Source organism: Photobacterium sp. DA100 (genome assembly GCF_029223585.1).
Classification (GTDB): Bacteria; Pseudomonadota; Gammaproteobacteria; order Enterobacterales; family Vibrionaceae; genus Photobacterium.
Genome location: NZ_CP119423.1, coordinates 3,462,574 through 3,474,781 on the forward strand (window position 1 = coordinate 3,462,574; position 12,208 = coordinate 3,474,781).

The following is a 12,208-nucleotide window of genomic DNA, read 5'->3' on the forward strand; positions in this document are numbered from 1 at the left end:
TTGTGGTCCTGCGGTCCTGCAAGCAGGCGCAAAAAACGCAAGGTAATCTGTCACTAACGGTTACAAACTTTCGCTCTTAAACCATAGGTTCATAGAACCGCCTTTGTTCCCAAAGCACCGTTCTTCCTTATTTAAACCCCTTCTCCTTGCGGATCAGATCGTAGGCAGCCTGTAGCTCCTGGGTTTTCTGCTTGGCTAGCTCCATCATCTCCGGCGGCAAGCCCTTGGCTGCCAGCTTATCCGGGTGGTGCTCGTTCATCTGCTTGCGGTAGGCCCGCTTGAGCTCCTGCGCAGAGGCTGTTTCGGGGACTCCCATCAACTCAAAGGCATCGGCCAATTGGTCTCGGGTCGGAGCCTGGCGGTAAGTGCCCTGCTGCTGGTACTGCTGGTGAAACCCACCTTGCTGGAAACGGAATGCCGCTTCTTGCATGTGCAGCCGCTGCTCCAACTGCTGGGCGGAAAAACCCAGAATGCGGGCGATGACATGGAGCAACTTGCGCTCGCTCGGATGCAACGAGCCATCGGCAAACGCTGCCTGGATTTGCAGCTCGAGGAAAAACTGGAGCAAATCCGCCCGGCCGGCACTGGCCTGGCGCACCCGCATCAAGGTGTCTTCCAATGGAAAATGCTCTTCCTTGCCTTCGCGGAAGGCCTCCTGGGCCTGGCGGCGGGCTTCACCTTGCAAGCCCATCCGATCCATATAGGCACTGGCTACCCGGATTTCTTCTTCGGTGACCCGCCCCTTGGCCTTGGCCACATGGCCCATGACGGCAAAGGCCGCATAAAAGAAGGCCGCTTGGTTTTCCGCCGAGCTATGGCCACCGGAAAAACCGCCAAACCCGCCACCGTAATAAATTTTTGCACGCGCTTTATCGAACTTATGGCCCAAAAAGAGACCTAACAACAAACCAAACGGCCCGCCAAGGAGGAAGCCAAAAAATGCCCCAAGTATTTTGCCCCAAACCTGCATTCGCTACTCTCTGGTAATTTGCTAAATTTAGAAATATTTATTTTGCATTAAACCCGATAGCTAAAGTCAAAAAATGAGCCAAAAGATGCCGTCGGGTAGAATTTGCATTATCATAGCTGGCATTTACTGGGAAAGCTTGTCAAAACCCAGTCAACAATAACAAATGCGCTAAAAACTTTTATTACAGGAACGTTTAGTTAGATGTCATCAACTTCCCGCAGCTTACTGGCAACCATGATCAGCCTGGCACTTTTCGGCCCGACGGTGGCTTACGCAAACCAAGCCGCCCCAGAGACAACCAGTAGCGACTCTGCGGTCAGTGATGAAACTGACGAACTGGCAATGATTCGTGGTACCTGTATTGCCCCAGAGCAGATGCCGGCCGATCCTAACAACGAGCCGATCAGAGTCACCGCCGATCAAGCTGAGGCCCTCAATAACCAGAACGTTACCTACACCGGCGATGTTATCGTCCGCCAGGGTAACCGTACTGTTGTCGCCGATACGGCCAAGCTGCAGCAACCAGAAAATATTGTCACCGCCGAAGGTAACGTCTACTTCCATGACGGTACCATCGAGGTATATTCAGACCGTATCCAGAGCAACCTGGATACCGAAGATTCTCAGATGGACAATGCGGTCTACAACATGACCTGCGAAGCCGGTCGCGGTGAGGCCGAGCGTGTGACCAAAAACGGGATCTCCTACTACCGGCTGAAAAACGGCACCTATACCACCTGTCCGCCGGGCGACAAAAGCTGGCAGTTCTCGGCCACCAGCATCGAGCGGGAGAATGACTCGCCCTTTGCCGATCTCTACAATGCCCGGTTCGAAGTGGCCGATGTCCCGGTATTCTACATGCCCTACCTTCGGGTCCCTGTCGGCGACGAGCGCCTGACTGGTTTCCTCTACCCATCAGTCAGCTACGGCTCACGCGATGGCTTCGAGCTCGAAACCCCGTTCTATTGGAACATCGCGCCCAACTATGACATGACGATCACACCGAAGTACATGAGCAACCGAGGCTTGCAGCTCAACTCCGAGTTCCGTTACCTCACCGAATTCGGTACGGGCAGCCTCTCCGGCGAGTACCTAGGCAATGACAAGAAAGACTCAGACAAAGATCCACGCTGGGGCTTCAACTGGTCTCACAACGGCATGTATAACCAGCACTGGTTATTCGAAATTGACTATAGCAAGGTCAGCGATCCGACATACTTTTCTGATATCGACTCCAGCATCGGTGAGCGAGAAGACAACAACCTGCTGCAAACGGCAGAAGTGTCTTACCGTGACCGCAATTGGGATTCCACGCTCCGTGTCCGAGACTTCCAGCCACTGACCCTCGGTGTCTCTTCAAGCTACCGCCTGATGCCACAGGTGGAGGCGAACTATTACTACGAAGACATGCCGTACGGCCTGGACTTCTCCCTGAACAGCCATGTCAGCCGGTTTGAAAATGACAACCCAGACAAGCCAACCGCGGATCGCGTTCATTTCGAGCCGACCCTGACGCTGCCTTATGCTACCCCTTGGTGGTCGGTGACCAGCGAGGCCAAGCTGATGTACACCTACTACAACCAGGACTTTGACCCCAATGCCCAGGAAATCGTGGATAAAGGCCTTGAGCTAGAAGAAAGCGTCTCGCGGACCGTGCCGAGTATCCGGCTCCACAGCGGCCTGTACCTCGAGCGGGATACCCTGATCTGGGGCGACAGCTACACCCAGAGCCTTGAGCCGCAAATCCAGTACCTGTATGTCAAGGACGTAGATCAAAGAGGGATTTACGATGCCTACGACACCACCCTGATGCAAACGGACTACTACGGCCTGTTCCGCGACAAGCGCTACTCCAGTGTCGATCGGATTGCCGCCGCCAATCAGTTTACCGTCGGTGCCACGTCTCGCTACTTCGATAACCAATTCAAGGAGCGCTTCAATATTGCGGTGGGGCAAATTTTCTACCTCAATGATGCCGGCAGAAACCTAGATACTGACAACGAGACCAGCCCCAACTACTCGGCAACCGCGTTCGAGTCGGACTTTAACTACGATGATTGGCTGTTCTTCCATGGCGGCTTGCAGTATGACGCCAGCAAAAAAGATCTCCAGTTTGCCAACGGTGCGATTGAATACCGCGAAGGGGGCACCTTTAGCCAGCTGAACTACCGCTATATTTCGAAAGAGTACCTGCTCGATAACATCCTCGACGAGGAGCAGCTCAATCGCTATACCGAGGACGGTATCTCGCAGCTAGGCTTTTCTACCGGCTTCCCTGTCTATAATGGGGTGACGCTGCGCGGTGACTACTACCACGACCTGACCGAAAACCAGATGCTGGAAGGGCAGATCAGCCTTAACTTCCGCACGGCCTGCTGGATGATCAGCCTGGGCTATAACGAATACCTGAAAACACGCCAGAACGTATCGTCGAGCCCGGCCGAATACGAGCGGAACTTCAGTATTTCGTTCAGCCTGATTGGACTTGGGTTGGCACCGATTGGCACGACCAGTGACAACAACTCGATCAGCTACGGTCGCCCTTTCTACCTCAATAATTAATAGAAGGAAGGGACTGCCCTTCCTATCAAGATTTAACGCGCCCCGGCGCACGATGGAAACAAACTATGAAAAATTGGAAGTCTAGCTTGCTCGGTATCGCCTTACTGGGCCTTTCGGCCGGTACCATTGCCGCACCACAAGAACTGGATCGTATTGTCACGATCGTCAATGACAGCGTGATCCTGCAAAGCGATGTCGATGCCATGCTCAAAACCGTGCGCATGAATGCTGCCGGCCAGAACCAGCCACTGCCACCGGATGATGTACTGGTCGACCAGATCATGGAAAAACTGGTGATGGAAAGCCTTCAGCTCCAGCAAGCCGAGCAATTCGGGATCCGCATCGATGACAACCGCCTTGATCAGGCCATCAACCAAATGGCCGCCGAGCAGCAAATGACGGTTGGCCAGCTGCAGCAGATGCTGGCAGCCAATGGCATCAGCTACTCGATTTTCCGCGAGCAAATGCGCCGCGATATGACCGCCAGCGAAGCCCGCACGATCCAGGTACGCCGCCGGATCAACATCCTGCCGCAGGAAGTCGAAACCTTGGCTAGCCAACTGAGCCAGCATGAGCAGCAGGGGGTGCGCTACAACATCAGCCACATCCAGCTTCGTGTTGAAGAAGGTGCTAGCGCCGTAGAACGCGATGCCGTCGCCAAAGAAGCCCAGCAGCTTGTCAACCAGCTTAAAGACGGCGCTGACTTTGCCAACCTAGCCTATAGCTACTCCAAGGGTCCGAAAGCCTTGCAGGGCGGAGAATGGGGCTGGATGCGCAAAGAAGAGATGCCGACCATTTTTGCCGATCAAATCCAATCTCAAGGCACCGGTGCCATCGTTGGCCCTTTCCGCAGCGGCGTCGGCTACCATATCCTGAAAATCAATCAGGTTGACGGCTTGGAAACGGTCTCCGTAACCGAAGTGAACGCCCGCCACATTCTGGTGAAAACGTCCGTGATCCTCAGCGATGAGGGGGCCAAAGAACAGCTGGAACAAGCCCGACGGGCAATTTTGGCCGGTGAGCGCAGCTTCGCCGATGCAGCCCAGGCCCTGAGTGCCGATCCGGGCTCTGCGGCCAACGGCGGTGAACTTGGCTGGCAGACGCCTGATCTCTACGTACCGGAGTTCAAGGAAAAAGTGGAAACACTACCGGAAGGCATGATCAGCGAACCGTTCAAAACGGTACATGGCTGGCACATTGTCGAGGTCCTTGACCGCCGCGATGTCGACCGCACCGATGCAGCGGTGAAAAACCGCGCCTACCGCATCTTGTTCAGCCGTAAATTTAACGAAGAAGCCCAGGCCTGGCTGCAAGAACTGCGTGCCGGAGCCTTTATCGAACAACCGGAACGTGCCGATGACCAAGGTTAAACGTATTGCCATCACCCCGGGCGAACCTGCAGGAATAGGCCCCGATTTGGTGCTTGCCCTTGCCCAGCAGGACTGGCCCCACCAACTTGTCATTTGTGCTAACGCCCAGCTTATGGTAGAACGTGCAGCCCAGCTCGGTTTGCCACTGGCTGTCAGAGCCTATGATCCAAGCCAAGCTGCCGAGCCCCACCAGGCTGGCACCTTGGTGGTTGCCGATCTGCCACTGGCAGCCTCCGTAGAGGCAGGCACGCTCAATGAGCAGAATGGCCACTATGTGCTCAATACCCTGGAGCGAGCCGCCCAAGGGTGTATGAGCGGTGAGTTTGCTGCCGTCGTCACCGGCCCAGTCCATAAAGGGGTGATCAACCGGGCGGGTGTCTCGTTCAGCGGCCATACCGAGTTTTTTGCCCAGCAATCCAATACTGCCCAGGTAGTAATGATGCTGGCCACCGAAGGGTTGCGAGTGGCTTTGGCCACAACCCATATCCCTTTGGCTTGTGTATCCAAGGCCGTCACCGAAGAGCGGCTACAGCAGGTGATTCGTATCCTGCATGCTGATCTTGTCAGCAAGTTCGGTATCGCCGAACCTAAAATTTATGTCTGTGGTTTAAACCCACACGCAGGCGAAGACGGTTGCCTGGGTACCGAGGAGATCGATGTGATCACCCCGGCACTGGAGCAACTCCGCCAGCAGGAAGGTATGGATCTGATTGGCCCACTGCCAGCGGACACCATCTTCCAAGAAAAATATCTGGCCGATGCCGACACGGTACTGGCCATGTATCACGATCAAGGGCTACCAGTGCTGAAATTCAAAGGCTTTGGTAAATCCGTCAACATTACGTTAGGCCTGCCCTTCATCAGAACTTCAGTAGATCATGGTACCGCACTGGAACTCGCCGGTACTGGACAGGCGGACACGGGTAGCCTTTGGACAGCGCTATCACACGCCCTCGAATTGGTAGAAAAACAAGCATGAGCAGCGATCAAGTCCACCTAGGTCACCGCGCCCGTAAGCGCTTTGGCCAGAACTTTTTGAACGACCCATACATCATTGATGGCATTGTTTCCGCCATCAACCCTCGCCCAGGCCAAAACCTGGTCGAAATCGGCCCGGGCCTTGGTGCAATCACTGAACCTGTCGGTAAAATGGTTGACAAGTTCACGGTTATCGAGCTTGACCGTGATCTGGCCGAGCGTCTTCGCAATCACCCGGATCTGGCTGACAAGCTAACCATCCACGAAGGTGATGCGATGCGTTTCGACTTCACGCAGCTTCTTAAGGAAAACAACAAGCTGCGTATTTTCGGTAACCTACCGTACAACATCTCTACGCCGCTGATCTTCCACTTGCTGTCATTCCACGAGCATGTCGAAGACATGCACTTCATGCTGCAAAAAGAAGTAGTAAACCGCTTGGCAGCGGGGCCGGGCAGCAAGGCTTACGGTCGTTTGACCGTGATGACCCAGTACTACTGCCGCGTCATGCCTGTGCTGGAAGTGCCGCCAGAGTCATTCAAGCCGGCACCAAAGGTTGACTCTGCCGTTGTCCGCCTGACGCCATATGAAACCTTGCCGCACCCATGTACTAACCTTAAATGGTTGGATCGTGTTTGCCGTGAAGGCTTCAACCAGCGTCGTAAGACAATCCGCAACTGCTATAAGTCACTGATGACTGGCGAACAGCTGGAAGCACTGGGGATCAACCCAAGTATGCGCCCAGAAAACCTAACGCTTGAGCAGTTTGTCGCAATGGCAAACTGGCTGGATGCAAACCACACCAAATAAATTTGCGTTCGCCAATGACATTGACTAGCTGCCGGCACTGTTAATTCTGTGCCGGTAGCTTGCCGAGAAAGGAAGCATAACAATGACAACGAACGTAACACCAACCATCAAGTGCCGGGTCGTCACGCACTACATCGAAGAGCAATCCGAGCCTGACAACCAGCGCTATGTCTTTTCCTACACCATCACCATCGCCAACTTGGGATCTGGAGAGGCCCAGCTACTCAGCAGGCGCTGGCTGATCACCGATGCCAACGGCAAAAAGTTGGTGATTGAAGGGGAAGGCGTTGTCGGCGAGCAACCGACCATTCCGGCCAATGAAGAATACACCTACACCAGCGGCACTATCATTGAAACACCATTAGGGGTGATGCAGGGGCATTACGTCATGGTCAATGAAAACGGTGACGAGTTTGTCGCCGAGATCTCACCGTTTCGCCTATCGGTACCCAATATTCTCCACTAAAGGATCACTATGTCGACCTACCTCGTTGGCGATATCCAGGGCTGCCTCGATGATTTGCGCCAGCTGCTCGATACCGCCGGTTTCGATCCGCACCAAGATCAACTGTGGCTAACCGGGGATCTTGTTGCCCGTGGCCCCCAATCACTTGAAACACTGCGCTTTGTTAAAGACCTCGGCCCACAGGCAACCACTGTACTGGGTAACCATGATCTCCACCTGCTGGCCGTTGCCGAAGGCATTGCCAAAAACAAAGCCAAAGACAAACTCCAAGCGATCCTCGATGCTCCGGACCGCGATGAGCTGCTGCATTGGCTTCGCCACCAGCCTCTGCTGGCCGAACACCCAGCACTGCCTTTTGTCATGACTCACGCCGGGATCCCTGCCCAATGGGATCTCCCGCAGGCCAGAGAGCGGGCCAGAGAGGTCGAGCAGGTATTGCAAGGCGAGCACTTCCTATGGCTCCTTGAGAACATGTACGGCAATGGACCGGACACATGGTCAGAAGCGCTTAAAGGTATCGAGCGCTACCGCTACACCATCAATGCCTTCACCCGCATGCGCTTCTGCTATCCGGACGGCCGCCTCGATATGGCGTGCAAGCTCTCGCCGCAGGAGGCTAATAGCGATCAACTGGTGCCATGGTTCACCTTACCGCGTCCAGAGCAGTCCAAGACGATGATTTTCGGCCACTGGGCTGCACTGATGGGCTATGAGGATGATAAGGTGATAGGGCTCGATACAGGCTGCGTATGGGGCAACAGCATGACCCTGCTGCGCTGGGAAGACGGGGCCCGCTTCGAGCACGCCTGTCCGGTACATGCCTGATCCGTTTTGTTACCCCCAAAACAAAAGAGGCTTGCCGTCAGGCAAGCCTCTTTTTCATTAAAGCCGTAGCCGATCAGCGCTCTAAAATCACGAAACGCATATCATGGGCATTTTTCTCATCGGCCGCGTAGGACTCGCTGTGTACCTCCCGCCAGTTTTCCCCCCAATCAGGAAACTGGGTATCGCCCTCAACCTCCAAATCAATGAAAGTCAGGTACAGGCGGTCGGCCTCTGCCAAGCAAGCCGCATAAATACTGCCCCCACCGATCACCATCAACTCATCGACATTACCGGCGGCCTGCTTGGCCGCTTCAATATCAGCGACAACCGTGATCCCTTCGGCTTGATAACCCGCATTGCGGCTAATCACAATGTTGTGTCGGCCCGGTAGCGGACGGCCGATGGACTCGAAGGTTTTGCGGCCCATCACCACCGGCTTGCCCATCGTGACTTTCTTGAACCAGGCAAAATCGGCGGGCAGGTGCCATGGCATGGCGTTGTCTTTACCGATGATCCGCGCCTTGGCCATTGCGGCAACCATACTGATCTTCATAATGTCTCCTCTGTTCCTGTTGGCAAGAGTTATACCACAGGACGGCGGCGATAAAACAGCAAGCCAGGCATGGCAAGACCAATTGCGAGAGACGCGACGATAAAGACCGCTTTGAGCATGTTCTCCACCAGCAAGCCCCACAGCTCGGGGGTAAAGCCGCGGTGGTTGATCTCAACCAGTGCGATCATCGCCTTGAAGGCAAACACACCGGGGACCATGGGGATCATCGCCGCAACGGTAAACACCTTAGGGTGAGCCAGGAAACGGTGCGACCAATGCACGCCTATCATCCCCACCAGGGTTGCGGCACACAGGGTCGCCCACTCAATCGACAGGCCCCAATGCATCAGGGCAAAGCGGCAGCCGTGGCCAAGCGCCCCGCCGATAGCACAGTACTTCAATGCCTTCGGCGGCACGTTAAACACCAGGGCAAAACCGACCGCCGGGATCAAGGCAAAGAACATGTCATTGAGAAGTGCCAGCAAAAAGTCGATAGTGATCATGACAGCCACCCCCATACCCCGAGCACATTCATGGCAGCAACGATCCCCATACTGGTCGACAGCGTCAGCAAACTGGCCATGGTCCAACGTGCTATCCCCATGTTGGCGTACCCTTTGACCATGTCAGATATGGCATTAATCAGCGGGAAGCCCGGCACCAACATCAATACCGAAGAAGCCATCGCCAGAAACGGGGCCTCGCCGATTTGATACACTTGCCCGAATCCGGATATCAAGGTGGTCACAAAAGCGGTAACACCGAAATTGAGCAGTGGATTGAAATGGCAATGGGCGATTTCCTGACGGACGAACATCCCCACCGCCGATGCCACAAAGGTCAGCGCAAACACCGGCCAGTCCCCGCCGGCCAAACGGCTGAACGAAGCACACGACAGGCCGATCATCACGATCACCAAATAGCGGTTGTAGCGCATCGGCTTGATTTGCTCGAGCCGCAGATGAACGCCATCGACATCCAGCACCCCCCTTTCGGCCATGATGCATACCCGCTGGATCTCGGTCACCACCTGCATGTTGATCCCGCGATCCTGACACCGTCTCGTCGTGGTAATACAGCGGCCGTCACTCAAAGTCGTCAATACCATTGAACTGGCTGACAAGGACACTTCAACACTGTCCACCCCCAACGCCAACCCTAACCGCCTGGCGACATCCATCACCAAGGTACTCTCCGCTCCGTGTTGCAATAGCCTTTGCCCCGCCAATACCGCAAGCCGGGAAATCTCCCGCTGCACTGGCTCGGTCAACGCCCCGTTTGGCTCCTCCATTTCTGCCCCCTGCCTCTAAATTGTGATCTGGATGATGAATTATCATACAAATTTAAAATTATCAGCTTGATTAGGCACAAAAAAACCGCCCTTGCAGGCGGTTTTTGACCATCGATATACTACCAGTTATGGTTTGTAGATGATTTCGACATCGTAGTCGTCTTCGTTCCAATCATCCCAGTCATCATCGTCGTCATCAGCGTCAGCATTCTTAACTTGCTGCTCGTGGTAATCATCCCACTTGAATTCGACTTTCTTATCTTCTGTCTCTTCCTCGTCTTCTTCGAAGACTTGGGCCGGCATCGACTCGATCTGGCGCATCAGATCGTACGTCAGCTCTTTGGTACCCATACGGTTTAGAGCGGAGATACAGTAGTAATCACCTTCCCATGCCAGAGCATCCAGTACTTCGTCGATCTTCTCCTGAGCTTCTTCCTCAGGCATCAAATCAACCTTATTGAACACAATCCAGCGCGGCTTGTTGGCCAACTTGTCACTGTACTTCTCTAGCTCATTGAGGATAGTGAAGGCATTCTCGACTGGATCCGAGCCATCGGCAGGCAACAGATCAACCATGTGCAGCAATACACGGCAACGCTCAAGGTGCTTCAGGAAGCGAATCCCCAAACCAGCCCCGTCAGCCGCGCCTTCGATCAAACCAGGAATATCGGCAACCACGAAGCTGCGCTCGTTATCGATGCGCACAACACCCAAGCTAGGCACCAGCGTGGTGAACGGGTAATCCGCCACTTTCGGCTTAGCCGCCGATACCGAACGGATAAAGGTGGATTTACCTGCATTCGGCAAGCCCAGCATACCCACATCGGCCAATAGCAGAAGCTCAAGGCGAAGGTGACGTACTTCCCCCTTGGTACCCATGGTCTTCTGGCGTGGAGCACGGTTGACCGAAGACTTGAAGCGGGTGTTACCCAGACCGTGGAAGCCACCTTTGGCTGCCATCACCTTCATGCCATGCTGAGTCAAATCCGCGATCACTTCGCCAGTCTCTTCATCCACAGCACGAGTACCAACCGGCACCGAAAGTACACAGTCCTCACCACGTTTACCGGTACAGTTACCACCACGACCGTTCTCGCCACGCTGCGCAGCATGGAATCGTTCAAAGCGATAGTCGATCAATGTATTGAGGTTTTCATCGGCCAGTAGGTAAACATCGCCACCATCACCGCCGTCGCCACCGTCAGGACCACCTTTCGGGACATACTTTTCACGACGGAAGCTTACTGTACCGTTACCGCCATCACCGGCGTCAACACGAATTACCGCTTCATCTACAAACTTCATCTCTTTCTCCGCACTGTGGCGTTAAAACTTTCCAACCCGGATAGCGCTATCCAAGTTGCTATTAACCTATTGTACAACCAAACGTCGTGCTTATCCGACCTTTTGTCGTGCATGACCGTGGGCAACACAGGTGCCCATATTACTTTCGCTTCAGCAGGCGATGGCCGATAGCGCTGAACATCGCCCCACCGACGACAATCAAAGCACCGACATAGCCCCACTGATTCAGAGCGGCGGGTGCTACGTAGTCAGGCCATACCAAACTGGCCAGATCTACAAACAGGATCGTAAACAGCGGCGCCAAGGTAATGACCGCACTCACCTGAGATGCCTGCCAGCGGGCCATCGCTTCGGCAAAGGCCCCATATCCCACCAACGTATTGAGGCAGCAAAATATCAGCATGCCCAACTGACGCGGATCCATCAGCTGGATCAGGCTTGGTGTTGCCACTGGCATCAAGATCAGTGCACAGATCACATAGATCATCAACAAGATCTGCGGTGACGAAAACTGCCTAAGCATGCGCTTCTGGGCCAAGGCATAAACCACCCAAACCATCGCGGCAGCTATTGCCAGTAATACGCCAGTGGTGTACGCGCTCATGCTGGTAAACAGCTCGGCCAATCGCTCGTTGAAAAACAGCAATAAGCCGGACAACAAGGCCACCACGCCAACCACCTGATGCCTGCCCAGAGACTCCTTGAACAACCAGACACTGGACAGCAGCAGCATCATCGGGGCCAGCTGCATAATCACCTGAACCACCGCCGGGTTGAGGTAAGACAGTGAGCTGTTAAACAGTACAAAATTACCCGCAAGCCCCAAGCTTGCCAGCAACATCAGACTGCCTCCCTTGACCCCGAGACCAGTTAGGCTGGGCAATTTGCGTCGGTAGGCCAACCAGAGGCCCAAACCGATGGCTGCCGTCATGAACCGGTACCAGACAATGGTAAAGGGATCCATCACCTCGACAGCCTGCTTCATTGCAATGGGCAGCGCTCCCCAGAACACAGCGGTCAGCAATGCTAGAAGCATCCCAGCCGTGGGATTTTGCTGTGGCATAAAGCCCCCCATAAA

At 54.6% G+C, this 12,208-nt stretch carries 12 protein-coding genes; 6 read left to right on the forward strand and 6 right to left on the reverse strand.

Annotated features, from left to right (window positions below):
- Positions 1-127: 127 nt before the first annotated feature.
- Positions 128-970 carry a co-chaperone DjlA gene (djlA, locus tag PTW35_RS15715; RefSeq protein ID WP_281025785.1) on the reverse strand — a complete coding sequence of 281 codons (843 nt, stop codon included), beginning with the start codon at positions 968-970 and terminating at the stop codon, positions 128-130.
- Positions 971-1,171: 201 nt separating this feature from the next.
- On the opposite strand from djlA, the gene lptD reads away from it, so the two are divergent.
- The 6 genes from lptD (at position 1,172) to PTW35_RS15745 (ending at position 7,981) form a co-directional block, all read left to right on the forward strand.
- A complete protein-coding gene (gene lptD / locus PTW35_RS15720; protein ID WP_281025786.1) occupies positions 1,172-3,532 on the forward strand; it encodes an LPS assembly protein LptD in 2,361 nt (786 codons plus the stop codon).
- Between the two features lie 65 nt (positions 3,533-3,597).
- Positions 3,598-4,902 carry a peptidylprolyl isomerase SurA gene (surA, locus tag PTW35_RS15725; protein WP_281025787.1) on the forward strand — a complete coding sequence of 435 codons (1,305 nt, stop codon included), beginning with the start codon at positions 3,598-3,600 and terminating at the stop codon, positions 4,900-4,902.
- Positions 4,889-5,881 (forward strand): 4-hydroxythreonine-4-phosphate dehydrogenase PdxA, encoded by a 993-nt coding sequence (gene pdxA, locus PTW35_RS15730; RefSeq protein WP_281025788.1) that lies wholly within the window; start codon positions 4,889-4,891, stop codon positions 5,879-5,881. The genes surA and pdxA overlap by 14 nt, the downstream gene beginning before the upstream one ends.
- Positions 5,878-6,690, forward strand: a complete 813-nt coding sequence (gene rsmA / locus PTW35_RS15735) for a 16S rRNA (adenine(1518)-N(6)/adenine(1519)-N(6))-dimethyltransferase RsmA (protein WP_281025789.1) — start codon at positions 5,878-5,880, stop codon at positions 6,688-6,690. The genes pdxA and rsmA overlap by 4 nt, the downstream gene beginning before the upstream one ends.
- 82 nt (positions 6,691-6,772) lie before the next feature.
- On the forward strand, positions 6,773-7,156 hold the full coding sequence (apaG, locus tag PTW35_RS15740) for a Co2+/Mg2+ efflux protein ApaG (protein WP_281025790.1): 384 nt from the start codon (positions 6,773-6,775) through the stop codon (positions 7,154-7,156).
- A gap of 9 nt (positions 7,157-7,165) precedes the next feature.
- Positions 7,166-7,981, forward strand: a complete 816-nt coding sequence (locus tag PTW35_RS15745) for a symmetrical bis(5'-nucleosyl)-tetraphosphatase (protein WP_281025791.1) — start codon at positions 7,166-7,168, stop codon at positions 7,979-7,981.
- A 73-nt stretch (positions 7,982-8,054) separates the two neighbouring features.
- Here the strand turns inward: PTW35_RS15745 and folA are convergent, their stop codons facing one another.
- The 5 genes from folA to PTW35_RS15770 all read right to left on the reverse strand — a co-directional run bounded on the left by folA (position 8,055) and on the right by PTW35_RS15770 (position 12,193).
- Positions 8,055-8,534, reverse strand: coding sequence for a type 3 dihydrofolate reductase (gene folA / locus PTW35_RS15750; protein ID WP_281025792.1), 480 nt, complete (start codon positions 8,532-8,534; stop codon positions 8,055-8,057).
- A 29-nt stretch (positions 8,535-8,563) separates the two neighbouring features.
- Positions 8,564-9,037: a threonine/serine exporter family protein gene (locus PTW35_RS15755; protein ID WP_039456400.1), complete on the reverse strand. Its 474-nt coding sequence runs from the start codon at positions 9,035-9,037 to the stop codon at positions 8,564-8,566.
- On the reverse strand, positions 9,034-9,825 hold the full coding sequence (locus PTW35_RS15760; protein ID WP_281025793.1) for a threonine/serine exporter family protein: 792 nt from the start codon (positions 9,823-9,825) through the stop codon (positions 9,034-9,036). The genes PTW35_RS15755 and PTW35_RS15760 overlap by 4 nt, the downstream gene beginning before the upstream one ends.
- 126 nt (positions 9,826-9,951) lie before the next feature.
- Entirely contained in the window at positions 9,952-11,130 is a 1,179-nt protein-coding gene (gene cgtA / locus PTW35_RS15765) for an Obg family GTPase CgtA (RefSeq protein ID WP_281025794.1), read from the reverse strand.
- A 139-nt stretch (positions 11,131-11,269) separates the two neighbouring features.
- A complete protein-coding gene (locus tag PTW35_RS15770) occupies positions 11,270-12,193 on the reverse strand; it encodes a DMT family transporter (RefSeq protein WP_281025795.1) in 924 nt (307 codons plus the stop codon).
- Between the last annotated feature and the right edge of the window lie 15 nt (positions 12,194-12,208).

Excerpts from the sequence above, each read along its gene's own strand:
- djlA (WP_281025785.1), bottom strand. The coding sequence starts at position 970 with ATGCAGGTTTGGGGCAAAATACTTGGGGCATTTTTTGGCTTCCTCCTT.
- lptD (WP_281025786.1), top strand. The coding sequence starts at position 1,172 with ATGTCATCAACTTCCCGCAGCTTACTGGCAACCATGATCAGCCTGGCA.
- surA (WP_281025787.1), top strand. The coding sequence starts at position 3,598 with ATGAAAAATTGGAAGTCTAGCTTGCTCGGTATCGCCTTACTGGGCCTT.
- pdxA (WP_281025788.1), top strand. The coding sequence starts at position 4,889 with ATGACCAAGGTTAAACGTATTGCCATCACCCCGGGCGAACCTGCAGGA.
- rsmA (WP_281025789.1), top strand. The coding sequence starts at position 5,878 with ATGAGCAGCGATCAAGTCCACCTAGGTCACCGCGCCCGTAAGCGCTTT.
- apaG (WP_281025790.1), top strand. The coding sequence starts at position 6,773 with ATGACAACGAACGTAACACCAACCATCAAGTGCCGGGTCGTCACGCAC.
- PTW35_RS15745 (WP_281025791.1), top strand. The coding sequence starts at position 7,166 with ATGTCGACCTACCTCGTTGGCGATATCCAGGGCTGCCTCGATGATTTG.
- folA (WP_281025792.1), bottom strand. The coding sequence starts at position 8,534 with ATGAAGATCAGTATGGTTGCCGCAATGGCCAAGGCGCGGATCATCGGT.
- PTW35_RS15755 (WP_039456400.1), bottom strand. The coding sequence starts at position 9,037 with ATGATCACTATCGACTTTTTGCTGGCACTTCTCAATGACATGTTCTTT.
- PTW35_RS15760 (WP_281025793.1), bottom strand. The coding sequence starts at position 9,825 with ATGGAGGAGCCAAACGGGGCGTTGACCGAGCCAGTGCAGCGGGAGATT.
- cgtA (WP_281025794.1), bottom strand. The coding sequence starts at position 11,130 with ATGAAGTTTGTAGATGAAGCGGTAATTCGTGTTGACGCCGGTGATGGC.
- PTW35_RS15770 (WP_281025795.1), bottom strand. The coding sequence starts at position 12,193 with ATGCCACAGCAAAATCCCACGGCTGGGATGCTTCTAGCATTGCTGACC.